The organism is Burkholderia ambifaria AMMD, from assembly GCF_000203915.1.
Taxonomy (GTDB): domain Bacteria; phylum Pseudomonadota; class Gammaproteobacteria; order Burkholderiales; family Burkholderiaceae; genus Burkholderia; species Burkholderia ambifaria.
Genome location: NC_008391.1, coordinates 2,102,262 through 2,126,126, shown reverse-complemented (window position 1 = coordinate 2,126,126; position 23,865 = coordinate 2,102,262). Strand labels below are relative to the sequence as shown.

General features: G+C 66.9%; 20 protein-coding genes. 11 read left to right on the top strand and 9 right to left on the bottom strand.

The window, feature by feature from the left end; genetic code table 11:
* Positions 1–37 precede the first annotated feature (37 nt).
* On the bottom strand, positions 38–862 hold the full coding sequence (locus tag BAMB_RS25480) for a phosphate/phosphite/phosphonate ABC transporter substrate-binding protein (protein ID WP_011660029.1): 825 nt from the start codon (positions 860–862) through the stop codon (positions 38–40).
* A 306-nt stretch (positions 863–1,168) separates the two neighbouring features.
* Here BAMB_RS25480 and BAMB_RS25475 point away from each other — a divergent pair, with 306 nt between their 5' ends.
* Both BAMB_RS25475 and BAMB_RS25470 read left to right on the top strand, forming a co-directional pair.
* Positions 1,169–2,194 carry a fatty acid desaturase gene (locus tag BAMB_RS25475; RefSeq protein WP_011660028.1) on the top strand — a complete coding sequence of 342 codons (1,026 nt, stop codon included), beginning with the start codon at positions 1,169–1,171 and terminating at the stop codon, positions 2,192–2,194.
* 224 nt (positions 2,195–2,418) lie between these two features.
* Positions 2,419–3,621, top strand: coding sequence for a benzoate/H(+) symporter BenE family transporter (locus tag BAMB_RS25470; RefSeq protein ID WP_011660027.1), 1,203 nt, complete (start codon positions 2,419–2,421; stop codon positions 3,619–3,621).
* Positions 3,622–3,655: 34 nt separating this feature from the next.
* Here the strand turns inward: BAMB_RS25470 and BAMB_RS25465 are convergent, their stop codons facing one another.
* Together BAMB_RS25465 and BAMB_RS25460 are read right to left on the bottom strand one after the other, a co-directional pair.
* Entirely contained in the window at positions 3,656–4,543 is an 888-nt protein-coding gene (locus tag BAMB_RS25465; protein WP_011660026.1) for an NAD(P)H-binding protein, read from the bottom strand.
* 283 nt (positions 4,544–4,826) lie between these two features.
* Positions 4,827–5,732 carry an AraC family transcriptional regulator gene (locus BAMB_RS25460; RefSeq protein WP_011660025.1) on the bottom strand — a complete coding sequence of 302 codons (906 nt, stop codon included), beginning with the start codon at positions 5,730–5,732 and terminating at the stop codon, positions 4,827–4,829.
* Positions 5,733–5,924: 192 nt separating this feature from the next.
* Between BAMB_RS25460 and BAMB_RS25455 the strand changes: the two genes are divergently transcribed.
* Positions 5,925–6,122, top strand: coding sequence for a hypothetical protein (locus BAMB_RS25455; protein ID WP_041491567.1), 198 nt, complete (start codon positions 5,925–5,927; stop codon positions 6,120–6,122).
* Positions 6,123–6,161: 39 nt separating this feature from the next.
* On the opposite strand, the gene BAMB_RS25450 is transcribed toward BAMB_RS25455, so the two are convergent.
* The gene (locus tag BAMB_RS25450) at positions 6,162–7,115 is read right to left on the bottom strand and encodes a LysR family transcriptional regulator (protein ID WP_006749336.1); all 954 of its coding nucleotides are present in this window, start codon (positions 7,113–7,115) and stop codon (positions 6,162–6,164) included.
* Between the two features lie 100 nt (positions 7,116–7,215).
* Here BAMB_RS25450 and BAMB_RS25445 point away from each other — a divergent pair, with 100 nt between their 5' ends.
* The 3 genes from BAMB_RS25445 (at position 7,216) to BAMB_RS25435 (ending at position 11,133) form a co-directional block, all read left to right on the top strand.
* Entirely contained in the window at positions 7,216–8,574 is a 1,359-nt protein-coding gene (locus BAMB_RS25445) for an NAD(P)/FAD-dependent oxidoreductase (RefSeq protein ID WP_011660024.1), read from the top strand.
* Between the two features lie 316 nt (positions 8,575–8,890).
* On the top strand, positions 8,891–9,325 hold the full coding sequence (locus BAMB_RS25440; RefSeq protein WP_011660023.1) for an HAD family hydrolase: 435 nt from the start codon (positions 8,891–8,893) through the stop codon (positions 9,323–9,325).
* Positions 9,326–9,510: 185 nt separating this feature from the next.
* Entirely contained in the window at positions 9,511–11,133 is a 1,623-nt protein-coding gene (locus tag BAMB_RS25435) for a histidine-type phosphatase (protein WP_011660022.1), read from the top strand.
* A 4-nt stretch (positions 11,134–11,137) separates the two neighbouring features.
* On the opposite strand, the gene BAMB_RS25430 is transcribed toward BAMB_RS25435, so the two are convergent.
* A complete protein-coding gene (locus BAMB_RS25430) occupies positions 11,138–11,425 on the bottom strand; it encodes a hypothetical protein (RefSeq protein WP_041491711.1) in 288 nt (95 codons plus the stop codon).
* A 304-nt stretch (positions 11,426–11,729) separates the two neighbouring features.
* Here BAMB_RS25430 and BAMB_RS25425 point away from each other — a divergent pair, with 304 nt between their 5' ends.
* The 5 genes from BAMB_RS25425 to BAMB_RS25405 all read left to right on the top strand — a co-directional run bounded on the left by BAMB_RS25425 (position 11,730) and on the right by BAMB_RS25405 (position 19,726).
* A complete protein-coding gene (locus tag BAMB_RS25425) occupies positions 11,730–12,029 on the top strand; it encodes a hypothetical protein (RefSeq protein WP_011660020.1) in 300 nt (99 codons plus the stop codon).
* Positions 12,030–12,484: 455 nt separating this feature from the next.
* The gene (locus BAMB_RS25420; RefSeq protein WP_011660019.1) at positions 12,485–14,125 is read left to right on the top strand and encodes an EAL domain-containing protein; all 1,641 of its coding nucleotides are present in this window, start codon (positions 12,485–12,487) and stop codon (positions 14,123–14,125) included.
* A gap of 173 nt (positions 14,126–14,298) precedes the next feature.
* Positions 14,299–15,891, top strand: coding sequence for a PAS domain-containing hybrid sensor histidine kinase/response regulator (locus BAMB_RS25415; protein WP_011660018.1), 1,593 nt, complete (start codon positions 14,299–14,301; stop codon positions 15,889–15,891).
* Between the two features lie 87 nt (positions 15,892–15,978).
* The gene (locus BAMB_RS25410) at positions 15,979–18,345 is read left to right on the top strand and encodes a DNA polymerase II (RefSeq protein ID WP_011660017.1); all 2,367 of its coding nucleotides are present in this window, start codon (positions 15,979–15,981) and stop codon (positions 18,343–18,345) included.
* A gap of 262 nt (positions 18,346–18,607) precedes the next feature.
* Positions 18,608–19,726: a J domain-containing protein gene (locus BAMB_RS25405; RefSeq protein ID WP_011660016.1), complete on the top strand. Its 1,119-nt coding sequence runs from the start codon at positions 18,608–18,610 to the stop codon at positions 19,724–19,726.
* A gap of 37 nt (positions 19,727–19,763) precedes the next feature.
* Here BAMB_RS25405 and BAMB_RS25400 read toward each other — a convergent pair whose 3' ends face one another.
* The 4 genes from BAMB_RS25400 to BAMB_RS25385 all read right to left on the bottom strand — a co-directional run bounded on the left by BAMB_RS25400 (position 19,764) and on the right by BAMB_RS25385 (position 23,841).
* Positions 19,764–20,669, bottom strand: coding sequence for a LysR family transcriptional regulator (locus tag BAMB_RS25400; RefSeq protein WP_011660015.1), 906 nt, complete (start codon positions 20,667–20,669; stop codon positions 19,764–19,766).
* A 363-nt stretch (positions 20,670–21,032) separates the two neighbouring features.
* Positions 21,033–22,277, bottom strand: coding sequence for an acyl-CoA dehydrogenase family protein (locus BAMB_RS25395; protein ID WP_011660014.1), 1,245 nt, complete (start codon positions 22,275–22,277; stop codon positions 21,033–21,035).
* 33 nt (positions 22,278–22,310) lie between these two features.
* Entirely contained in the window at positions 22,311–23,069 is a 759-nt protein-coding gene (locus BAMB_RS25390; protein WP_011660013.1) for an SDR family NAD(P)-dependent oxidoreductase, read from the bottom strand.
* A 7-nt stretch (positions 23,070–23,076) separates the two neighbouring features.
* Complete coding sequence (locus tag BAMB_RS25385) at positions 23,077–23,841, bottom strand: SDR family oxidoreductase (RefSeq protein WP_041491710.1); 765 nt, start codon at positions 23,839–23,841, stop codon at positions 23,077–23,079.
* Positions 23,842–23,865: the final 24 nt, after the last annotated feature.

Sequence of the window (23,865 nt, the reverse complement as noted above, 5' to 3'; positions counted from 1 at the left end):
CGAGCGGCGCGGCTGTCACGGCAGCCGCGCCGCCGCATCACGCCAGCTCGGGATACCCTTGCGCGGCTGCGTCCCGCGCGAACCGGGCAATCGTGTCGTACGCGCCCGGCGGCAGGCGCTCGAATCCCTTCAGCCGCAGCACGTTCGCCCGTTCCGGATCGACCGCGACCGCGTGATCGAGCGCATCCCGCAACGCCTCCACCCGCTCCCATTCCAGCGCCTTCGACGCAATCAACGGCAACCCCGGCGCCGACGCCGTCATGCCGATGATCCGGATCTCGTTCAACAGCTCGGGCAGCGCATCGCGCACGTACGCGAACGTCACGCAGTCGATCGCCGCGCAATCGGCGTCGCCGGCCGCCAACGCGCGCAGCACGTTCAGGTGCGAGCCGAACGACACGACCGAACCGAAGAAACGTCCGTCATGCGCATGCGGCGCGACCGCATGCCGGAACGCATTCATCCCGCTGTGCGAATCGTCGCCGTTGAATGCAGCCCGCAATCCGCGACACGCCGCCAGCGTCGTCGCACCGCCCGCATGCACGCGCGCCGACACGGCAAGCACGCTGCTGTAGCGCGCGCCGTCGCAGCCGGGCGCATCGAAAGCCGGCGTCGCGATCAGGTGCACGGCATCGCGCAAGCCGCGCATCCGGTACGGATAGCCGCACGTCTGCGACAACAGCAGGTCGTTGCGCCGCCACAGCGCGTGCAGATCGCCGAAAGGTTCATCCAGCAGCACGACGCCGGCAGGCCCGCCGGTGCGCGCGAATGCGTCGAGCGCGTCACGCAGCAACGCGCGCCACAGTGCGGCGTGGCGCGGCGTCACGTTGTACATCGGCAGTCCGGCGATCCATTGGCTCATGCGCGCATTCTACGCATCGATGGTGCCCGGGAGAAAGCCGGCTCGCCCATATTTCCGCAAGGTTCGGCACGCGGCGGTGGCTGCCAATGCTTATCGGTCGCGCACCGATAAGCAAATGCGAATTGCTTGGTTGGCCTGACGATGCGGCCCGGTTAGCGTTCCACTGTCGCAACGCGGTCGCATGCCGCTGTAGCGGTCGACCGCGAGCCGCGACGTCTGTCGGCCCATCGCATCGCGCCCCGCACCGGCGCGCTCGTCCGCTTCCCCGCATCGCCCGCACTACCCGTTTCATCCCGCTTCAGCACCATGGCCGAATACTTCGACGTCGACCACGCGCGCGCGATCGCCAGGCTCGACGCACGCTTCACCGCCCGCATCGAGTGGCCGACCTGGCTGCTGGTCGCCGCGATCTACGGCGGCTGGCTCGCCGTGCTGCTGCTCGTGCGCGCCGAACGCCTGCCGCTCGCGGCCGCGACGCCGCCGCTGATCCTGCTCGGCGCGTGGCACATGTCGCTGCAGCACGAGCTGCTGCACGGCCATCCGACGCGTTCCGCGTTCGTGAACCGGCTGCTCGGCTATCCGCCGCTGACGATCTGGTATCCGTACACGCTGTACCGCGACACGCACCTCGATCATCACCGCGACGAGGACCTGACCGTACCGGGCGTCGATCCGGAAACGAACTATGTGTCGCGCGAGCAGTGGGCGCGGCTGCCGCGCTGGCGTCGCGCACTGACGGTTGCGCGCACCACTTTCGTCGGACGGCTCGTGTTCGGGCCGCCCATGAGCGTCATCGCGATGTTCATCGACACGTTCCGCACATTCCGGCGCGGCGACTTCCGCTATCTGCGGATGTGGATCACGCACGCCGCCTGCGTGGTCGCGCTGCTCGCATGGTTGCAATGGGCAATCGGCGTGCCGTGGTGGTACTACCTGCTGGCGGTCACGTGGCCCGCGCTGTCGCTCGCGATGATCCGTTCGCTGTTCGAGCACCGCGCGGCGCGACATCCGAAGGCGCGCATCGTAATCAACGAAGCCGGCTTCGCGATGCGGCTGCTGTACCTGAACAACAACTATCACCTCGTGCATCACGACCTGCCGAAGCTGCCGTGGTACGACCTGCCGCGCGCGTACCGGATGCGGCGCGACGCGTACGCGGAAAAATGCGGCGGCTTCGTGATTCGCGGCGGGTATCGCGAATTGCTGGCGCGCCACGCGTGGACGCCGACCGACACGCCCGTGCATCCGTTCGACCAGGGCACGGCGTCGCTGTCGACCGGCAGCGGCGCGACGGTGGCCGCTATCGACGGCTATCTTCAGATCAGTACGTGATGCGCGCTCGGGCCGTGCTGCATCGTGACGCCGCCCGAGTCGACCGCGCACCGGCAAGGCCATCCGGCCGCGCCACATTCCTTACGAAAAGCCGACAATATCGCCCCTCATCGGCGAATTGCCAATTCCATCGGCAATGCGCAGAATGACGGCTCGTCCGGGGCTTCCAACAATCATTCGCCCCGGCTCAGCCTTCCGGCCGCGCGCCGCACTCCCCTACGACGATGCAACCGAACACCTCGCCCGGCGCGATCCGCTCGATCGGCAACGACTGGTCCGTCTCCGCGATCACCGCGGGCTTTCTCGCGGTGCTGATTTCCTATGCGGGCCCGCTCGCGATCTTCTTCCAGGCGTCGCAGGCCGCGCATGCGTCCAACGCGATGGTGACGTCGTGGGTCTGGGCGATCTCGATCGGCGCGGGTGTGTCGGGGGTGTTCGCGAGCTGGAAGCTGAAGGTGCCGGTCGTGACCGCGTGGTCGGCGCCCGGCACCGCGCTGCTCGTCGGCCTCTTTCCGCAACTGACGCTGAACCAGGCCGTCGGCGCGTACATCACGGCCGCGCTGATCATCCTCGTGATCGGCATCACCGGCTATTTCGACCGGCTCGTGCGTCACATTCCGCGCGGCATCGCCTGCGGGATGATGGCCGGTATCCTGCTGCCGTTCGGCATGCACGCGTTCTCCGCCGCGACCGCGCAGCCGGTGCTCGGGTTCGGAATGATCGCGGCCTACGTGATCTTCAAGCGCCTGCTGCCGCGCTACAGCATCGTGCTCGTGCTGCTGACGGGCGCGGCACTCGCGACGCTGCTCGGCATGACGCAGCTCGGGAGCGTGTCGCCGAGCATCGCGCGGCCGATCTTCATCGCGCCCGAATGGACGCTCGGCACCACGCTCAGCCTCGCGCTGCCGCTCGTCGTCGTCAGTCTCACCGGCCAGTTCCTGCCGGGCATGACGATCCTGCGCGTGTCGGGCTATCACACGAGCGCCCGGCCGATCATCACCACGACCAGCGTGATGTCGCTCGTCGTCGCGTGCTTCGGCGGGATCACGATCGTCGTCGCGGCGATCACCGCGGCGCTCTGCACCGGCAAGGACTCGCACGAGGATCCGGACCGGCGCTATATCGCGGGCCTCGCGAACGGCGTGTTCTACCTGATCGGCGGGCTTTTCGCGGGAACGATCGTCACGCTGTTCTTCGCGTTGCCGAAGGCCTTCGTCGCGATCCTTGCGGGGCTCGCGCTGATCGGCGCGATCGGCGCGAACGTGCACGGCATCTTCGAGGACGAGGATCATCGCGAAGCGTCGGTGATCACGTTCCTCGCGACCGCATCGGGGATGACATGGCTCGGGCTCGGTTCCGCGTTCTGGGGGATCGTGATCGGGTCCATCGCGTATGCGGTATTGAGCCGGGTGCGGCGGCAGGCGTAACGCGCATCGCGCGCGGCTTCGGCCGCCGCGTGGCTCACCGCGCGTGTTCGCGCACCAGCGCGGCGAGCGCCTCCGCCGGTGTCGTCGTGCCGTACACCCGCTCCGACACACCGGCCTCGACATCGATCTGCCCCGCGTTGTGCACGTCGTACAGATCGACGATCAGTTGTGCATGACGTTCGCTGAGCCCCGCGCGCAACAGCGTCGCGGTCCATGCATCGCGCGGCAGTTCGCACGCGACGATCTCCCGATTGGCTTTCGCGGCAAGCGTGTCGGCGATCTCCCGCACACTCACGCGCCGCGGTCCTTCGATGCTGACGATACGTGCCCCGTTGCCCGCTTCGGTCCGATCGAGCAGCAGCCGCGCCGCCGCGACGCCCACGTCGGGCGCCCAGACTGTCGGGAACAGCTTGTCGACCGGATGATGAAAGCTCGGTAGCACGCCGGTCCCGAGCGCGACGGGCAACACGCGTGTCCAGTTCTGCAGGTGTTCTGCCGAGCGCAGCAGCGTGAGTTGCGTCGGGACCGTTTTCAGCCGTTCCTCGAGATAATGAAAGAGCCGCGTGATGCCCGTGTTGCCATCGCGCTCCGCGCCGTAGTCCGACAGCGCGAGCAGCGCCGGCGGCGGGTTCGCGGCGAGTGCGCCGGTCACGATGTCGATCGTCCGCGCCATCGTCGCGGCCGGGTCGCTGTCGGCGACGGGCACCGGACACAGCATCTGCACGGCCTGCGCGCCATCGATCACGGCGGCGACCGCGCGCGCGTCCGTCAGGTCGGCGATCGCCACGTCACAGCCGAGCTGTGCGAAACGTTCACGATGGCCTGCGTCGCGCAGGACCGCGCGCACGGGATGGCCTGCCTGGCGCAAGGTCGTCACGGTCCACAAGCCGACGTTGCCTGATGCTCCGAAAATCACGAACACGATCCGCTCCTGGTGGATGAAGGTGAGGTGATTGTCGGCACGCGCGGCCAACGTGGCGCGCACAGACGGATGCCCCGGACAGGAACGGATGACGGTTTTGGCGATTGCCGACGATGTCCGCTGCATGGCAGGACCCGGTATTGTCCAACAGGCCGTTGGACAATCGGCTTGGATTAGAGACTAACCGGGCATTGCCGGCCAAGCTGGAGCGGTCCTACGTCTGATGGAGCGTAGACTCGCCGATCGGCGCCCGCGTGGAGAACCCATCTCGCGCGACGGTCGATCAACGGTCCTCGCCGTCGTAAGCGAGCCGCAGCCCACCGCGCGCGCCCGACCGCGCGATCTCCGTCGGCGTCGCGCCCAGCACGCGATTCATCCAGTGCGCCATGTGGCTCTGATGCGCGAAACCGGCTTCGAGCGCGATCTGGCTGATGCCGAGCCGGCCTTCGAGCAACAACGCCTTCGCGCGCTCGACCCGGCGCCGCACCACGTACTGATGCACCGGCATCCCGAGCGTCTCGCGAAACAGCACCTTGAAATGCGGCACGCTGATCGACACGAGCGCCGCGAGTTCGGCGAGCGTCATGCGGCGCTCGAGGTTGGCCTCGACATAGTCGATCACGCGCGCCGCCGCCTTCGGCGCGAGCGTACGCCGGTGCTCGCGGAATGCCGGCTGGCTGTCGGCCAGCCGTGCGACGAGTGCGGTGCACAGGCTCTCAGCATAGAGCGGGTCCGACGCGTCTTCCGCTTCGAGTTCGGCGGCCATCGCCCATGCGATGTGCTGCAGCCGCGGATCGCGCACCTGCAGCCGGCGGCGGATTTGCGCCTGCGACGGCTTCAGCTCGAGCTGGTCGAACGTGCGCCGCACGAACGTATCGCTGAGCGCGATGTGCAGGATCCGGCAGTCGGCGCTGTCGGTCCATTCGCCCGGCAGGCCGGCGGGAATCACGTCGACGTCACCATGCGCCTGGATGCGCGACACGCGGGCGCCGTCGCACACGCAATCCGCGCGCACGGGCGAGCCGATATGCACGCCGATGCGGTGATGCTCGGCGGCCGGGATCCGGTACGTGCCCGCGCGAATCTCCAGCAGCGACGCGCCGAAGCCATGCCAGCCACGCCCGCGGCTCGAGCGCAGGCTGACCGGCACGCCGTTGTCGGTCGGCGCGGCGGGAATCGGATCGCTCATGGTTCTGCTCCACCAGTCGTGGGTCGAACGCGCATTGTGACGCTTTTTCCGGCCGCTCGCCGGGCTTGCACGGCCATTCCCGCGCCACGCGGAAAAATGATCATCCGTTTCTGCTCCGGCCCATCCTTGCGTGCGCGCCGACGGGCGCGGCGCCGCTTACGATGGCCTCATCCGACACTTCCGGAGACCGTCATGCCCCATTACTGCCCGCAACGCGCGGCGTTCACCACCGCTTCACCGTCCCGCGGCGCATGCCGCCCTGCCCGGCCCGCGCCGCGTCACGATCGGATCGGTATCGCGTTGTGGTGCCTGCGCATGATCGGCTGGTACCGGCTCGAACGGCTGCTCGCATCGATTCCCGACAGCAACGACGACTTCGGGCTCGTCTGACGGTCGACACGCACGGCGTCACGCGCGGGCTTGATCCGCCTACTTGCGTCGCCGTTCGTGCGACGCGACCGTCGCGCCGTCGATCACCGGCGCGCCCTGCTTGATCAGGAAATCGCGAAACAGCCCCGTCACCTGCGAGATCCGCCGGTCGGCGAGCGTGATCACGTACCACTCGCGCACGATCGGATTGCCCGGAAACGGCAATTGCCCGAGCAGCCCGGTGCGCAGCTCGAGTGCACACGCGTGCAACGACAGGAACGCGATGCCGAGCCCCGCTTCGGCCATCTGCTTGATCGCCTCGTTGCTCGACAGTTCGGAGCCCACATGAAAGCGGTAGCCGGACGTCTTGAACAGGCTCTCGACGGTCGAGCGCGTCCCCGCGCCGCGCTCGCGCACGAGCAGGTGCGCGGATTCGAGATCCTTCAGCGCGACGCGCTTGCGCTGCATCAGCGGATGACCGGGCGCGGCGACGAACACCATCGGATGCTTCGCGAACTCGACCGCGTGCGTGCGCAGTTCCTTCGGCGCGCTGCCCATCACCGCGAGATCGATTTCATGCGTCGCGAGCATGCGGATGATGTCGTCGCGATTGCCGACCTTGAAATACGTCTTCACGTGCGGGCGCGTCGCGGTGAACTTCACCAGCAGCGGCGGGATCAGGTACTCGGCCGTCGTGATCGCGCCGATCCGCAGCGTGCCGCCGAGATCACCCGTCAGCGCGGCCACTTCGTCGCCGGCCTCGCTCCACAGATGGAGGATCTCGCGCGCATAGCGCGACACGATTTCACCGGCCGCGGTGAGCTGCACGCCGCGCCCCACCCGCTGCAGCAGCGCGGCGCCCACCGCCTGCTCGAGCAGGCGAACCTGCAGCGACACGGCCGGCTGCGTCAGGTTCAGCTCCTCGGCCGCGCGCGACACGCTGCCGAGCCGCGCAATCATGTCCAGCGCCTTCAGCTGCCGGAACGTCGCGGTCTTTCCTATAAGTGAATACATATGAGTCGCTTATAAACATTGAATTGTTCTAGTAGGTTCGAAACTATATCGTCGGTTCTTGAGCAATGTCATCCGAATCGTCATCAGCGGGAGCCACAACATGGACAACATCACGCCTACCCTTGCAACGGATCGCGCACCGCGCGTGCCGCGCATCGTGATCGTCGGCGGCGGCGCCGGCGGCCTGCAGCTCGCCACGCGCCTCGGCGACACGTTGGGCCGCCGCGGGCAAGCCGACGTCGTGCTCGTCGACCGCTATCCGACGCACTTCTGGAAGCCGCTGCTGCACGAAGCCGCGTCCGGCCATCGCGATCCGGCGTCGCACACGATCGAATACGCGGCGCAGGCGAAGCGCCACGGCTTTCGCTTCGTGCAGGGCGCGCTGCACCGGGTCGACCGCGCGGCACGCACGGCGACGATCGCCGCGGTGCAGGACGCGGACGGCACGGAGATCCTGCCGCAGCGCGCGCTCGGCTACGACGATCTCGTGCTGGCCGTCGGCAGCGTGACGAACTTCTTCAACGTGCCGGGCGCCGCGCGCCACGCGTTGCCGCTCGAAAACCTCGACCAGGCCGAGGATTTCCGCCGCAAGTTCCTCGCCGCCTGCACGAAGGCGAACCATGTGGCCGAGCAGCAACCGGCGCGACCCGCGGCACCGATCTGCATCAACGTGATCGGCGCGGGCGCGACGGGCGTCGAACTGGCCGCGGCGCTGCGCCACGCGATCCAGCAGCTGACGACGTATCGCTTCAAGGCGCTGGTGTCCGCACGCGACGTGCACATCCGCCTGATCGAAGGCGGCCCGCGCATCCTGCCGGCGCTCGACGCACGGCTGTCGGCCAGGATGCACGCGCAGTTGCGCACGCTGAACGTCGACGTGCTGACGGATACGCGCGTCGCGGAAGTCGGCGCGGATGCGGTCACCACCGCAACCGGCGAGCGACTCGCGAGCGACATCACGATCTGGGCGGCCGGCGTCGCGGGCCCCGCGATCCTGCGGGAACTCGGCGACATCGCGCTCAACCGGTCGAACCAGGTGATCGTGACCGATACGCTGCAGACGCCCGACGATCCGCATGTGTATGCGTTCGGTGACTGCGCCGCGTGCCCGTCGGCCGATGCGAGCGGTTTCCTGCCGCCGCGCGCGCAGGTCGCGCACCAGCAGGCCGTGTACCTCGGCGAAGCGCTCGCGCGGCGCCTCGCCGGCAAGCCCGTCGCGGGCTTCACGTTCCGCGACGCGGGCACCGTCGTGTCGCTCGGCCAGGCCGGCGCCGTGTATCAGGGCGACCTCGGCGTGCGTTCGCGCTCGCTGATCGTCGACGGGCTCGCCGCGATCGGGCTGTACAAGTTCCTGTACCGCAAGCACCTGTTCAGCGTGTACGGACTGAAGCGCGCACTGTTCCAGTCGCTGAGCCACTGGCTGCAAAGCCGCAACCAGCCGTCGATCAAGCTGCACTGATCAGTTGGTTCGCACACGGCATCGCATGACGGCGTATCGGGCCCGATACGCCGTTTTTCCTGATGCACATACCCGGTGCAGTCATCGTGCGCGCACCTTTGGTGCATCAAGTTCAAGCCCATCGATACGATGCAAATCGTGCGACACGCACCGCGTCGCGCGCCTTCCGCGCTGGCTATGGCTTGCCACCCCATTCATTAGTCGAATCGTATGAGTCGGACATAAATATTAATTGGTCGCCTATTCCGGATCGACGCTAAGGTGTGTGGCATTCCCGTCCGCGAACGGATCGTCACGTCTCAGGAGAGGAATCACCGTGGTCATCGAAGCCATTGTCACCCGTCTCGACGCCGCCTTCGCGCAGATCGAAGCGACACCGGATTCGCACGAATCGCGCAACCAGCGCGATGCGATCATCCAGTGGCTCGACAGCGCGTCGGAGCATGGATACCGACTCGGTCTCGTCACGACGCTGCCGGCCGCCCGGCTCAGCGACATGTTCGAAGGCCAGTTCGGCCGTGCGAACCTCGACCGCTTCTCGGTCGTCGTGACCGACGCCAATCAGCAGGATTCCGTATCAAATCAGCATCCGTTCGACGTCGCGCTGCAGGCGCTGGGCGTGCCGCCCGAGCGCGCGGTGGGTGTCGCGAGCAGCGAACCGGAACGCCGTGAAGCCGAAACGTTCGGCCTGTCGCGTTGCGTGCGCATCACCGACACGGTGCGATCGATCGCATCGGCAGGCGTGCACTGAACTGAGCACCTGCACACAGGCCGGCTCGCGCCGGCCGGCGGCAATCCGGCGCAATGCCGACGATCGCCCGACCGAAGCCTGACATTCTGCTGTCAAAGTCGCTTGCAACACTTCCGGGTTCGACCGATCCCGCCCGGAGATGGAACGACGCACTTCCTGCGTCGCCCCGCCCGTTTCAAGCCACGATGACACGCCCGACCCGCACCGCCTCCGCCATCGCTGTCCTCTGCCTGCTGCTCGCCGCGTGCGGCGGTGAGACGTCCAGCACGCCCGCCACGTCGGCAGACAACAGCGGCACGCAGCCGGCGCCGCAGCCTCCGCAACCGAAACCCACGCCCGCACCCGCGACCTACTACCAGACGAAAACGCCGTATCGTCCGCAGCAGGACGCGGCGACCTACGAAGCGCCGCCGGCCGGCTACGCACCGGTCTACACCGAGCTCGTTGCACGGCACGGCTCGCGCGGACTGTCAGGGTTCAAGTACGACGGCGCGATCTATTCGATGCTGGTCAAGGCCGAGGCCGACGGCGCGCTGACCGCGCTCGGCGCGCAGCTGAAGGCCGACACGTACGCGATGATGAAGGCCAACGCACTGCTCGGCTACGGCGTGCCGGGGATTTCAACGCCCGGCTACGGCAATCTCACGCAAACCGGCATCCGCGAACACCAGCAGCTCGCCGCGCGGCTCGCGCAGCGACTGCCGGCGCTGTTCGCGTCGGGCGGCCGGCAGATCGTCGTCGTCAACTCGGGGCAGGACCGCGCGGTCGACAGTTCGACCTACTTCTCCGCCGCGCTCGTCGCCGCGCAGCCGGCACTCGCCGCCGCGATCACGCTGCCGGCCGCGCCGTCCGGCTATCCCGCGAGCGCGCCGATTGCGCAGCCCGCCGGCACCAACCGGTTCCTGCTGTATTTCCATTCGCTGAAGCCAGCCACCGATCTGGTGACCGATACATCCGATCCGTATTACGCGACCTATCAGGCGAGCCAGGCATACCAGGCCTATTCGAGCGATGCGGCGGTCGCCGACAAGCTGAAGACGATCAAGGCGGCGCCGCAGGTCGGGGAAGTCGCGCAGACGGTGCTCGCCGCGCTGGTGTCGCAAGCCTTCATCGCGAAGCTCGGCAGCGACGGCTACACGTTCGCGAACACGGGCACCTACGCGTTTACGTCGTCGGACGGCAAGTTCACCAACACGCTGAAGGGCGACGGCAAGACGAAGATCGCGTCGGCCGTCGATGCTGTGAACGTGCTGTACAACCTGCTGCAGGTCGCGCCCGCGATGACGGCCGAAACGGGCGGCGTCACGATGGAGAAGTACCTCGGCGCGGAGCAGGCCCAGACGCTCGCCTACCTGCAGGACGCGGAGGATTATTACCAGAAGGGGCCCGGCATCCAGGAAGCAAACCCGGTCACGTACCGGATGGCGAAGGTGCTGCAGGACGACTTCTTCAACGAGGTCGACGCGATCGCGCGCGGCGACCTGACGCGCGCCGCGAAACTGCGCTTCACGCATGCGGAAATCGTGATTCCGTTCGCGTCGATCATGAACCTGAAGGGCGTGTTCGTGCCGACGCCGCAGGCGCAGACCTACACGTATGCGAACAACCCGTGGCGCGGCGACCAGGTGTCGCCGATGGCCGCGAACATGCAATGGGACGTGTATCGCAACGGCTCGCGGCTCATCGTGAAGATGCTGTACAACGAGCGCGAGACGGATTTCCAGGCCGCATGCGATGGCGCGAAGATCGCGCCGGCGAGTCACTACTATGACTACGCGGGATTGAAGCGCTGTTACGGATATCAGTGACGCGTCAACGCTGGATCGTTGCGCTCGTGTGTGCCGCCGGCGCGGCCTTCGGTTTCGCCGCGGCGTGCGCCTTCGGATCGGCGCTGGCCGCATGTTGAACCTTGCGCGGCTTCGCGGGCGCCGCGTGTGGCTTCGACGCGGGCTTCGCGTCGGCATGCGCCGCGGCCGGCGCCTTCGACGGCGAACGAACGGCTTGCCGCGCCGGCTTCACGGATGCCGTCGCACTGCTCGTCGCGACGGGCGCATGCTTGGCGTGCTGCTGCGCGTACGCTTTGACGTCCTGGTCGTTCATCCACGATTCCGTGTAGGCAGCCGCCGCGGGCTGCGACAGATTGAGACAGGCGATCGATGCCACGAGAAAGGCACGAAGATGCGTGCGACGATTGAATGCGGTAATGACGAATGCTCCTTGCGATCTTGGCTTGACGCGCCGTGTCGAACTTGCCGGCGCCGTCGTGGCGGCACGATAAATGAGCGCATTCCACATCGCAAGCATCCGGCCGGTGATCCAAACGATTCTTGACGTTTGGTCGGCCACCGGTGATCTCGAACTCCGGTTCGCCGACGGTGTCGAACGTGCATCGCCGGAGAGTCATATGAAACGCGCCACCCCTTTCGCCATCCTGATCGCGCTTGCCGCCGCCAGCATGCCGGCGCTCGCCGGCAGTACCGCGTCGCCGGTTCCGCAGCAAGCGAAAAACTGTGTACCGTCCTCCACCTCTGCGGGCACGGCGCCCGGCTCCCGCGCCACGTCGAAGGCCCCGCCGATCCGCGTGTGCGTCGGCGATTCCGACACGCAACTAAATCTGCCGTGGTTCCTGACCGACGTCCTCACCGCCGTGGATACGCACCAATCACCGCGCGACCTGTTCCACAAGATGCGCAACGATTTCTGAAGCGCGGGCGGCGCGACGGCGCGCCCGTCATGCTCGGGTATTCCCCGATCCAGAAAGAAGAACCCCGCATCGCGCGTGTTGACCGGCGTTGACAGCAAATTGCCGAGAGATCCCGCAGACGCCCCGTTGCGCGAATATTTCCCGTTGAGAGTCAATCACAAAACCACACCATTTGTTGACGAACAATATTTCGCAATCGTGCGTCGCGTCATATACTTGCCGCGCACCATCCTCGTGCCAAGAGAAGGTGTTCTTCTGTCCCGGCCGCACACCGATGCGGTCGGGTTTTTTTTCGGTGCGCGCCGTCGATATCTATACATAATGAATGGTTGTATAGCGATGCGCGTCGAATCCCGTGACTCCGTCGCGATGCGTTGGCTTGCGTACCGCAAGCATAGAATCGATTTGCGTCCAGATCTCGGCGCGAGCCCCGTTGCCCCGGCCAGGCACGGCAAATGCTCCGCGCCAATCCATCGACCGGTTCGACCTGCATTGCCATGCATACAACAACAAGCGCGATCGGAGAATCAGCCCCGCCGGGCTCAAAACCCGCGTTCCAGCGCAGCGGTGCGTGGCCGCATATCGTCTTCTCGCTTGCGTTGATCATCTGCATCCTCGTGCTCTTGATGGCGCTCGTCGTGGCCGAACGCCTCGCACGCGAATCGGTAGCCGAGCACGAACGCGTCGTCGCGAACGACATCGTGATCTCGGTCGACCGCATCCTCGACGGCGTGCGCTCGCGGCACCCGGCCGAATTGACCGCGCTGGTCGGGCGACCCTGCGCGACAGTCTTCAGGACGCTCGCCGAAGTAGGCACTCACCTGCGCTATCTGCGCGCCGTCGCGCTGGCCAACGACGGTCGCGTCACGTGCTCGTCGGCGCTGGGCTCGATCGACGTGTCGCTGGACGCGTATGTGCACGCCCCGCCACCGGGGATGACGGCCATCACGCTGCTTCGGCAGACCCCGTTCCAGCATCGCGTCCCGGTGCTGGCGGTGTTTCGTGCAACCGCGCCCGCCTCGGGCGTGCTTTATCTGATCGAAGGCGACTATGTGGCCGACATGCTGTCGCACGGCGCGCGCTTCGGCGCGGAAACCGCGATGCTGTCGGTCAACGGCGCGGGCGGTCTCGATCAGCATGGCGAGTTCGTGCCGGCGTTCCACGCGGCCCCGTCGGCCGGCAGCACGATCGCCTCGGGCGCGTGGCCGTTCACGGTTTCCGTCACGTCGTCGGAATCCTATGTTCAGCAGGTGGAACGGCACTATCGGCTGATTTGCGTGACGATCGCGCTGCTGGTGAACGGCCTCGTCGCGGCCGCGTACCTGCTCGCGATGGCGCCGCGCCGGCTGTTGCTGAAGGCCGTGCGCAACGCGTTGAAGCGCAACGAGCTTCACGTCGTGTATCAGCCGATCGTCGACGTCGAAACGCGCAGGACCATCGGCGTCGAGGCGCTGCTGCGCTGGCATCATCCGAAATGGGGGCTGATCAGCCCGGCCGTGTTCGTCCCGCAGGTCGAATCGAGCGCGATCCTGCCGAAGGTGACCGAGTTCGTGCTGCGCACGGCCGTGTCGGAGCTGACCGCGCTCACGCCGGCGATGCCGCTGCGCATCGCGATCAACGTCGCGCCGAAGGATCTCGAACGCCCGCGCTTCGTATCCGTCGTCGAAGACGCGATCCGCGGGCTTCCGCCGGGGTTCACGCTGGTGCTCGAAGTGACCGAGCGCATCCTGCTCGAAAAGAATGCGCGCACCACCGCGATGTTTGCCGCGCTGCGCGCGACGGGCGCGCGATTCGCGATCGACGATTTCGGCACGCATCACAGCAACCTCGACATGCTGTCGCGCTTTCCGTTCGACTACGTGAAGATCGATCGCCAGTTCATTTCGCAGCTGACGACCGGCAATGCCAGGCTGATCGAAGGCATCGCGGCCGTCGCGCACCACTACGAGCTGAAGATCATCGCCGAGGGCGTGGAGACGGAAGAGCAGCATCGCGCGCTGCATGCGGTCGGGATTCAGTATGCACAGGGCTACCTGTATCAGCGGCCGCAGCGGCCGACCGACCTGAAGCGGGATTTCGCGCCGATGCCGGCTTAGGTACCGGCCTAGGTATCGGCTCAGGTGTCGGCCGGCGCGGCCGGGCGCTTTGATCCGGTGCCGTTTCGCGGCTATGCTCTCTGCGATGCTGACCGTCGCGCGACCGGGTATGAATCCATCGCGCCATAATGGAATTCGCAGCGCGATCGACAGGTTTAACGGGTTTTCCGATCATGACGCCAGACCAGCCGCAGCCCATCCCTTCGGACCCACCGCCGGCCCAGCACGAGCAGCCGCTGCTCGACCGCTATGCGGAGTTCCGCTTCCAGACGGTCGTCGCGTCGATCACCGACTACGCGGTGTTCATGCTCGACCCGCACGGCAACATCGCGACATGGAACGCGGGCGCCGAGCGCATCAAGGGTTTCCGGACGGACGAAATCATCGGCAGCCATTTCTCGCGCTTCTATCCGGCCGATGCGATCGCGGCCGGCCGCCCGGCGCACGCGCTCGAAGCCGCCGCCGCGTACGGTCACTTCCAGGACGAAAGCTGGCGCGTGCGCAAGGACGGTTCGCGGTTCTGGGCCAGCGTGACCATCACGGCCGTACGCGACGAGTCGCATCAGTTGCGCGGCTTCATCAAGATCACGCGCGACATGACCGAGCGCAAGCGCGTGGAGGAACTCGAAGCGGCCACGCGGCGGCTGGACGTCTTCATCGCGACGCTCGCGCACGAGCTGCGCAACCAGCTCGCGCCGCTGCGGCATACGATCGGCATCCTGCAAGGCCTGCCGTCGTCCGAACTGGGCCCGGCGCTCACGCAATGCAAGGACATCGCGGATCGCCAGATCGAACAGCTCGTGCGGCTCGTCGACGATCTGCTCGACATCGGACGCATCAAGTCCGACAAGGTGGATCTGAAGAAAGCGCCGGTGAACGTGCGCGATATCGTGTACCGCAGCGTGCAGGGCATTCAGCCGAAGGTCGACGCGCGCGGGCAGCGGATCATCGTGCGGCTGCCGCCCGCGCCCGTGATCGTTCACGGCGACGACGTCCGGCTCGTCCAGGTGCTGTACAACCTGCTCGACAATGCGTCGAAGTATTCGCCGAACGGCGAGCGCATCGAGCTCCACGTGCGCACCGAACAGAACGTGGTTGCGATCGAGATCGTCGATTACGGGATCGGCATCGTGCCCGGCGCGCAGGAATCGATCTTCGACCCGTTCGAGCAGGAGCATGCCGCGGAGCGCCACGCACCCGGCGGGCTCGGGCTGGGGCTCGCGATCAGCAAGAAATTCGTCGACCTGCATGGTGGCGGCATCACGGCCGACAGCGCCGGGATCGGCGCGGGGTCGACGTTTACCGTCCGGCTGCCGATCGCGGAATCGAATCGTGCGGTCGAGCATGTGCAAAAGGTGCCGGCGCCATCCTCCACGCATGCGCTGCGCATCCTGATCGTCGACGACAACCGCGAATCGGCCGACACGCTCGCCATCCTGATGCAGATCAAGGGCCACACGTCCCGTGTCGCGTACCACGCGCGCGATGCGCTGCCGCTCGCCCGCGAGTTCGCGCCGCATCTGATGCTGATCGACCTCAGCATGCCGGACGTCAGCGGCTTCGAGCTGCTCCACGCGTTGCGCTCGACCGGCGCCGCGCCCGATTCGTACTATGTCGCGCTGTCCGGACATGTGCGGTCGTCGGACCGACAGGACACCACGGACGCCGGCTTCCACGATCATTTCGCGAAGCCGATTCCGATCGAGGCGCTGGACAGCCTGCTCGCGCGCGTGGAGGACGATGCGCGGCGCCGCGGCCGGCTGTAACGATCCGCACGGCCACCGCGGAGCGACGCGCGGGAGCCGCGAGAGGGGCTAAAATCCGCCGCCTGAGCATCCACACGAGCAAGCGTTTTGACGGAGTTCGAGCAGGGTTTCATCCTCACCCGCCACTGGCGGGACACAGCGTCCGGCATCGAGATCGAGTTCTGGCTGGCAACCGAACACGGCCCGCGCCGCGTGCGGTTGCGCCCGCAGGAAGCCGTCGCGTTCGTGCCGGCCGAGCAGCAGGCGCTCGCCGAACGCACGCTGGCCGGCGAACGTGATGCCGAACTGCGCCCGCTCGCGTTGCGCGACTTCCGCCAGCGCGCCGTCGCCGGCCTCTATTGCCGCCGCTACCGCAATCTGTCCGGGCTCCAGAAACGCCTCGCCGCGGCCGGCATCGACGTCTACGAAGCCGACATCCAGCCGCCCGACCGCTACACGATGGAGCGCTTCATCACGGCGCCCGTGCTGTTTCGCGGCACGGCCGGCCGCGACGGCACGCTGACCGACGGCGAACTGAAACCCGCGACCGGCTATCGCCCGACGCTGCGCTGCGTGTCGCTCGACATCGAGACGAGCGTCCACGGCGAGCTGTATTCGATCGCGCTCGAAGGCTGCGGGCAGCGGCAGGTCTACAGGCTCGGGCCGCCCAACGGCGACGCGCCGGCCGTCGACTTCAACCTCGACTACTGCGACAACCGGGCCGAGATGCTCATGCGGCTCAACGACTGGTTCGGCGCGCACGATCCCGATGCGGTGATCGGCTGGAACGTCGTGCAGTTCGACCTGCGCATCCTGCATGCGCACGCGGAGCAATACGGCGTGCCGCTGAAGCTCGGGCGCGGCGGCAGCGTGCTCGAGTGGCGCGCACATGGTCAACAGCCCGACCACTTCTTCGCGGGGGCGGCCGGCCGCCTGATCCTCGACGGTATCGACATGCTGAAATCGGCAACGTGGTCGTTCCCGTCGTTCAGCCTCGAATACGTGTCGCAGTCGCTGCTCGGCGAAGGCAAGGCTGTCGACAATCCGTATCAGCGGATGGACGAGATCCAGCGCCGCTTCGATCACGACAAGCCCGCGCTCGCGCACTACAACCTGAAGGACTGCGAACTCGTCACGCGCATCTTCGAGAAGGCCGACCTGCTGTCCTTCGCGCTCGAACGCGCGAGCGTCACGGGCCTCGCGGCCGATCGCACCGGCGGCTCGGTCGCCGCGTTCACGCACCTGTACCTGCCGCGCATGCACCGGCTCGGCTACGTCGCGCCGAACCTCGGCGACGTAACCGGGCAGAACAGCCCCGGCGGCTTCGTGATGGATTCGCGGCCCGGGCTGTACGATTCGGTGCTCGTGTTCGACTACAAGAGCCTCTATCCGTCGATCATCCGCACGTTCCTGATCGATCCGGTCGGGCTGATCGAAGGGCTCGCGCACCCGAGCGACGACGCGTCGGTGCCGGGCTTTCTCGGCGCGCGCTTCTCGCGTACCGCGCATTGCCTGCCCGACATCGTGCGGCGCGTGTCCGAAGGCCGTGACGAAGCGAAACGCCAGCGCAACGCGCCGCTGTCGCAGGCGCTGAAGATCATCATGAATTCGTTCTACGGCGTGCTCGGCTCGACGGGCTGCCGGTTTTTCGATCCGCGCCTCGCGTCGTCGATCACGATGCGCGGCCACGAGATCATGCATCGCACGCGCGAGCTGATCGAAGCGCAGGGCTACGAAGTCATCTACGGCGACACCGATTCGACTTTCGTGTGGCTCGGGCGCGAGCACGACGACGATGCGGCCGCCACCAAGGGCCGCGCGCTCGTCGAGCAGGTGAACCGCTGGTGGCAAACGCACCTGCGCGATCGCTTCGGGCTGGAAAGCGCGCTCGAACTGCAATACGAGCGGCATTACCGCCGCTTCCTGATGCCGACCGTGCGCGGCGCGGAGGAAGGCAGCAAGAAGCGCTATGCGGGCCTCGCGGTCGCGGCGAATGGCGACGAGGACCTCGTGTTCAAGGGGCTCGAAACGGTGCGCACCGACTGGACGCCGCTCGCGCAGCTATTCCAGCGCGAGCTCTACCGGCGCGTGTTCAAGCGCGAGCCGTACCAGGACTTCATTCGCGATTACGTGCGCCGCACGCTCGCCGGCGAATACGATGCACAACTGATCTATCGGAAGCGCGTGCGCCGGCCGTTGAGCGAATATCAGCGCAACGTGCCGCCGCATGTGCGCGCCGCGCGGATCGCCGACGAATTCAACCAGGCGCGCGGCCGGCCGCTGCAGTACCAGCGCGGCGGCTGGATCAGCTACGTGATGACGACGGCCGGCCCGGAACCGCTCGAGACGATGCGCTCGCCGATCGACTACGCGTTCTATGTGAGCCGCCAGTTGCAACCGGTGGCTGATGCGATCCTGCCGTTTCTGCGCGACGATTTCGAACGCGTGATTTCGGGGCAAGGGCAGTTGTTTTGAGGTTGGGGGCGGGGGGACGGCAGGCGCTGTCGTTGCGGCGCATGCGCGCCCTTGTCTGGCCGGCCGGCCGCGGCAATCCCCCGATCTTCCCTCCGTCGGGCCTCATGTAACCGGCCTCGCGACGTCCCGCCTTCCGCTCACCCCGGCGCGCGGTCACGCGGCTCACGATCACGCAGCGAAACACCGAAGGCCGGCAGCACCACGCCCATCCGGCTAAAATACCGCCCTGCCGCGCGTCCCGCCGCGGCCGGAGGATACTCACATGACCGCACGTCGCGGTGCCGCGGTCGCCATCGCGCCCGGTCACGAGACAGCCAGCCTGTCGAAAGCCCAGAAAACGTTCAATACGCTCGTCAAGCAGATCGAGAAGCGGCGCGAGCGTCTCGGCGCGTGGGACGCCGTGATGCCGGCGTTCCAGAAGAAGTTCGTCGACGCGCTGTTGCCGCTCGAACAGGAATCCACCGCGCTGCGGATCAAACTGCTCCACCTGCTCGACGACGCGTTCCTGCAGAAGGGCTTGAGCAAGGCCGAGCAACGCACGCTGTCCGACCTGATCGCCGATATGGCGCGCGATTTAATGCAGGTCAGCGACGACGCGGCGCTGAAGGTCATTTACAACCGGCATGTCGGATCTGCGAACGTGGGCAACGCGGCGGCCGAGGCCGAGGCCGAGCCCGATTTCGAGCCGCAATCGCAACCGCCGGAGGATCTCGACGCACTATCCCCTGACGAACTCGCCGAGCGGCTGCAGGCCGAACTCGACGCACAGTTCGAGCGCGACATGGCCGCTCACGCAGCCCGCGAAGCCCAGCGCGCGAAGCGCAAGAAAGCGCCGAAGCAATCGGCCGCGCAGGCCAGGATCGAAGCCGAGCAGGCCGAATCGAACAAGTCGATCCGCGAAATCTATCGGAAGCTCGCCAGCGCGCTGCACCCCGATCGCGAAACCGATCCGCGCGAGCAGGAACGCAAGACCGTGCTGATGCAGCGGGTCAATCACGCTTATGCGAAGGGCAATCTGCTGCAGTTGCTGGAGCTGCAGCTGGAGATCGAGCAGATCGACCGGCGTGCGATCGACGGGCTCAGCGAAGCGCGGCTCACGCGCTACAACGGCATCCTGGAAGAGCAGATCCGCGAGCTCGATCAGGAGATCCAGCACGTCGAGAACGATTTCCGGCGCACGTACGGCATCGCGTCGTCCACCAAGGTCGCGCCCGATACCGTGATGCGCATACTCACGCGCGATATTGCCGGCATGCAGCGCGGCAATCAGGATCTCGCCGTGGCGCTGCGCGAGTTCGAAGATCCGGACAAGGTCAGGGACTGGTTGAAGGACATGAAGCGCCGGCCTGCGTCGTCGCGCTTCGATGACGAGTCGTTTTAAGCGGCAAGCCGGCGCACACCGGCGAACGCACGACGCATCACCGCACCTCCCCCATCCCACCCATCAGCGTCATCAACTGCTCCCGCAGCCACTGACTACCCTGGTCCTGATCGGCACTGCGATGCCAGTAGCAGAAGTATTCGAGCCCCGGCATCTCGAACGGCAGTTCGAGAATCCGGGCCGGATAGCGCTGCAGCAGCCGCAGCGGCGCGGTCAGCGCGAGATCGCCGCGCATCGCGATCAGCGGCGCGACCATGTAGTGCTGTACGCGCATCTGGATGTTGCGGCGCAGCCCGAGCCGCGTCAGCTCCGCGTCGACGTGCCCGCTGCCCTTGCGGCGGCTCGACACGTGGATGTGCCCCATCGACAGGTAGTCGTCCATGGTCAGCGTGTCGCCCTTGAACGGGTGATCGTCGCGGATCATGCACGCGTAACGGTCGCGCACGAGCAGCGCCTGGTGCAGATGCGGATCGCCAATCAGCGGCGCGTCGATCGCGATGTCGACCGAGCCGTTCGCGAGCGCAGTCGCCACTTCGCGGCGGTCCATCGTGTAGCTGCGCACGTGCATGCCCGGCGCATGTGTTTGCAGCAACTCGCCGAGGGCGGGCAGCAGCAGCGCTTCGGTCAGGTCGCTCATGCTGAGCCGGAACACGCGCTCGGACGAGGCCGGATCGAACACGTCGCCTTCGTGCGCGCTCGAATCGAGCAGTTGCAGCGCCTCGCGCACGCGGCCGACGATGTTCTCGGCCATCGGGGTCGGCATCATCCCGGCCGGCGTGCTGACGAACAGCGGATCGTTCAGCGTCTTGCGCAGCCGCGCGAGCGCGTTGCTGACGGCCGGCTGCGTGAGGTTCAGCACCTCGGCCGCGCGCGTCAGGTTGCGCTTGTTGTAGATCGCCTCGAATACGACGAACAGGTTCAGATCAATCTTCGAAAGGCGCATCGCCGGGTCTCCAGGGGCCTGTTCCCGCTCATAACGGGCTTGCGAACGCGCCTTGCCGGTCGTAGTGCAAGGAGAGAGGAGCGCCGTTTGGCCATGCCAAACAAGCGACGATCGACGCCGCAATACGGCCGGCAAGGCGCGTTCCCCTGTTTGGAAAAAATCATTCGCGGGGCTGGCCGCCAGAAGGGCCGATCGCTGCGTCATGCTCCTTGCGAATACGTCGAGTATTCGCTTCGTCGCAATCCTTGCGCTCGGCCCTTCTGACGGCCAGCGCAAGCCCGTTATGAGCGGGAACAGGCCCCCCATGTTACGGCGTGCACCATCTGTTCGTCCATGCCGGCCCCGCGCATCGCGGCGCGCCGCTCAGCCGCGCGGCGGCCGCGTCAGGTACGGCTCGGTCGAGCCGCGCACGGCGTCCTTGATCTCCATGCGCGCGATCGCCTGCAGGTGCACCTCGTCCGGGCCATCGGCGAAGCGCAGCGCGCGGCCCCAGGTCCACATGTCGGCGAGCGGCGTGTCGGGGCTCAGGCCCATCGCGCCGAACACCTGCATCGCGCGGTCGCATACGTCCGTGTACACGGTCGGCACGAGCGCCTTGATCATCGAGATTTCCTTGCGTGCGGCCTTCGCGCCGACCTTGTCGATCATCCACGCGGCCTTCAGCACCAGCAGGCGCGCCTGATCGATCTCGATGCGCGAGCGAGCGATCCATTCGCCGACCGTGCCGTGCCGGTTCAGCGGCTTGCCGAACGCCTCGCGCGACTGTGCGCGGTCGACCATCAGCTCCAGCGCCAGCTCGGCCGCGCCGATCGAACGCATGCAATGGTGGATGCGGCCCGGCCCGAGGCGCGCCTGCGCGAGCGCGAAGCCGCTGCCTTCCTCGCCGAGCAGGTTGCGCGCCGGCACGCGCACGTTGTCGAACGTGATCTCGCAGTGCCCTTCCGGCGCATGGTGATTGACCACCGTGATGTTGCGCACGATCGTCACGCCCGGCGTGTCGCGCGGCACGAGGATCATGCTCTGCTGCTGGTGCGACTCGGCATCGGGATCGGTCTTGCCCATCACGATGAAGATCTTGCAGTTCGGATGCGCGGCGTTCGTGATGAACCACTTGCGGCCGTCGATCACGTAGTCGTCGCCGTCACGCCGGATGCGCGTCGTGATGTTGGTCGCATCCGACGACGCCACGTCGGGCTCCGTCATCGCGAACGCCGACCGGATCTCGCCGCGCAGCAGCGGCAGCAGCCACTGTTCGCGCTGCTCCGGCGTCGCGAACATGTGCAGCAGCTCCATGTTGCCGGTGTCCGGCGCGTTGCAGTTGAACACTTCCGACGCCCAGCTCACGCGCCCCATGATCTCGGCGAGCGGCGCGTATTCGAGGTTGGTCAGGCCCGTGCCGGGCTCGTCGTCCTTCAGGTGCGGCAGGAACAGGTTCCACAGCCCTTCGGCCTTCGCGCGTTCCTTCAGCTCCTCCATGAACGACACGGGATACTGGCCCGCGTGCACTTCGTCGTTCCACTGGCGGATGCGCGGCACGATGTGCGCGTCCATGAACGCTTGCACGCGTTCGCGCAGCGCTTCCACTTTCGGGGTGTAGCCAAAGTCCATGATCGACTCCTCGAGATTGCGTGTTCGGTTCGGTCAGAAGGCCGAGACACCGCCGTCGACGGCGACGGCCTGCCCGGTCAGATAAGTGTTTTCCTTCGCGCACAGCATCAGCATCGTCGCGACGATTTCGTCGGGCCGGCCGGGCCGCTTCATCGGCGAGCCCTGCGCGAGAAAGTCCTGGCGGTCGCCGATGTCGCTGTCGGTGACCATCGGCGTCGTGCTGTAGAACGGGCACACCGCGTTCACGCGGATGCCGTGGCGCGCGTATTCGAGCGCGGCCGTCTTCGTGAGCCCGATCACCGCGTGCTTCGACGCCGCGTACGCGGCCAGCTTCGGCGCGCCGCCGAGCCCGGCCATCGACGCGACGTTCAGGATCACGCCTTCGCGCTGCGCGAGCATCTGGCGGATCTGGTGCTTCATCCCGAAGAACACGCCCTTCGCGTTCACCGCGAAGCTCAGGTCGAGATCGGCTTCGTCGGTGTCGGTCAGCGCCTTCATCGGCGGTGCGATGCCCGCGTTGTTGATGCCGACGTCGAGCCGCCCGAAGCGCGCGGCGGCCGACTGCACCAGCAATGCCACGTCAGCTTCGACGCGCACGTCGCAGTGCTGCGCGATCACGTCGGCGCCGGCCGCGCGCAGCGGCGCGGCCACGCGTTCGAGCGCGTCGGCGTTCAGGTCGCCGAGCGCGAGCCGCGCGCCCATCGCGGCCAGCTCGCTCGCGAGCAACGCGCCGAAGCCGCTCGCAGCGCCGGTGATCATCACGGCCTGCCCCGCATAGCTGTCGAGTTTCATCGCGCGCTCAGATCGTCAGGCCGCCGTCGACGACGATGCATTCGCCGTTCGTGTAGCTCGCCGCGTCCGACACGAGATACAGCACTGTGCCGGCCATTTCACGCGGTTCCGCATGGCGGCGCAGCGGGATCTTCGCCATCCAGCTTTCGTAAATGTCCTTGTCGGCGAACAGCGCGCCCGCGAACTTCGTCTTCGTGAGGCCCGGCAGCAGCGCGTTCACGCGGATGCCGAACGGCCCGCACTCCTTCGCGAACGCCTTCGTCATGTTGACGACGGCCGCCTTCGTGATCGAGTAGATGCCCTGCCGGTCGCCCGGCTGCAGCGCGTTCACCGACGCGGTGTTGACGATCGCGCCGCCGCCCTGCGCCTTCATCAGCTTGCCGGCCTCGACCGACATGAAGAAGTAGCCGCGGATGTTCACGTCGACGGTCTTTTCGTACGCGGCGAGATCGGTATCGAGGATGTGCCCGAAATACGGGTTCGCGGCCGCGTTGTTTACGAGGATGTCGAGCCGGCCGTGCTTGCCGCGGATCGTCTCGAACGTCGCGGTGATATCCTCCAGCCGCCCGACGTGACAGGCCAGCGCTTCGGCGCGGCCGCCCGCCGCGACGATCGCGTCCGCGACCGCCTGGCAGTCGTCGAGCTTGCGGCTCGACACGATCACGTGCGCGCCCTGCTCCGCGAGCAGCTTCGCGATTTCCTCGCCGATGCCGCGGCTCGCGCCCGTAACCAGCGCGATCTTGCCCGTCAGGTCGAACAGATTCGTTGCCATGTTGCTGTGCTCCTCCATGTTGTA

Coding starts and splice junctions, on each gene's coding strand:
- BAMB_RS25480 (WP_011660029.1), bottom strand. CDS start 862: ATGAGCCAATGGATCGCCGGACTGCCGATGTACAACGTGACGCCGCGC.
- BAMB_RS25475 (WP_011660028.1), top strand. CDS start 1,169: ATGGCCGAATACTTCGACGTCGACCACGCGCGCGCGATCGCCAGGCTC.
- BAMB_RS25470 (WP_011660027.1), top strand. CDS start 2,419: ATGCAACCGAACACCTCGCCCGGCGCGATCCGCTCGATCGGCAACGAC.
- BAMB_RS25460 (WP_011660025.1), bottom strand. CDS start 5,732: ATGAGCGATCCGATTCCCGCCGCGCCGACCGACAACGGCGTGCCGGTC.
- BAMB_RS25455 (WP_041491567.1), top strand. CDS start 5,925: ATGCCCCATTACTGCCCGCAACGCGCGGCGTTCACCACCGCTTCACCG.
- BAMB_RS25450 (WP_006749336.1), bottom strand. CDS start 7,115: ATGTATTCACTTATAGGAAAGACCGCGACGTTCCGGCAGCTGAAGGCG.
- BAMB_RS25445 (WP_011660024.1), top strand. CDS start 7,216: ATGGACAACATCACGCCTACCCTTGCAACGGATCGCGCACCGCGCGTG.
- BAMB_RS25435 (WP_011660022.1), top strand. CDS start 9,511: ATGACACGCCCGACCCGCACCGCCTCCGCCATCGCTGTCCTCTGCCTG.
- BAMB_RS25430 (WP_041491711.1), bottom strand. CDS start 11,425: ATGAACGACCAGGACGTCAAAGCGTACGCGCAGCAGCACGCCAAGCAT.
- BAMB_RS25425 (WP_011660020.1), top strand. CDS start 11,730: ATGAAACGCGCCACCCCTTTCGCCATCCTGATCGCGCTTGCCGCCGCC.
- BAMB_RS25420 (WP_011660019.1), top strand. CDS start 12,485: ATGCTCCGCGCCAATCCATCGACCGGTTCGACCTGCATTGCCATGCAT.
- BAMB_RS25415 (WP_011660018.1), top strand. CDS start 14,299: ATGACGCCAGACCAGCCGCAGCCCATCCCTTCGGACCCACCGCCGGCC.
- BAMB_RS25405 (WP_011660016.1), top strand. CDS start 18,608: ATGACCGCACGTCGCGGTGCCGCGGTCGCCATCGCGCCCGGTCACGAG.
- BAMB_RS25400 (WP_011660015.1), bottom strand. CDS start 20,669: ATGCGCCTTTCGAAGATTGATCTGAACCTGTTCGTCGTATTCGAGGCG.
- BAMB_RS25395 (WP_011660014.1), bottom strand. CDS start 22,277: ATGGACTTTGGCTACACCCCGAAAGTGGAAGCGCTGCGCGAACGCGTG.
- BAMB_RS25390 (WP_011660013.1), bottom strand. CDS start 23,069: ATGAAACTCGACAGCTATGCGGGGCAGGCCGTGATGATCACCGGCGCT.
- BAMB_RS25385 (WP_041491710.1), bottom strand. CDS start 23,841: ATGGCAACGAATCTGTTCGACCTGACGGGCAAGATCGCGCTGGTTACG.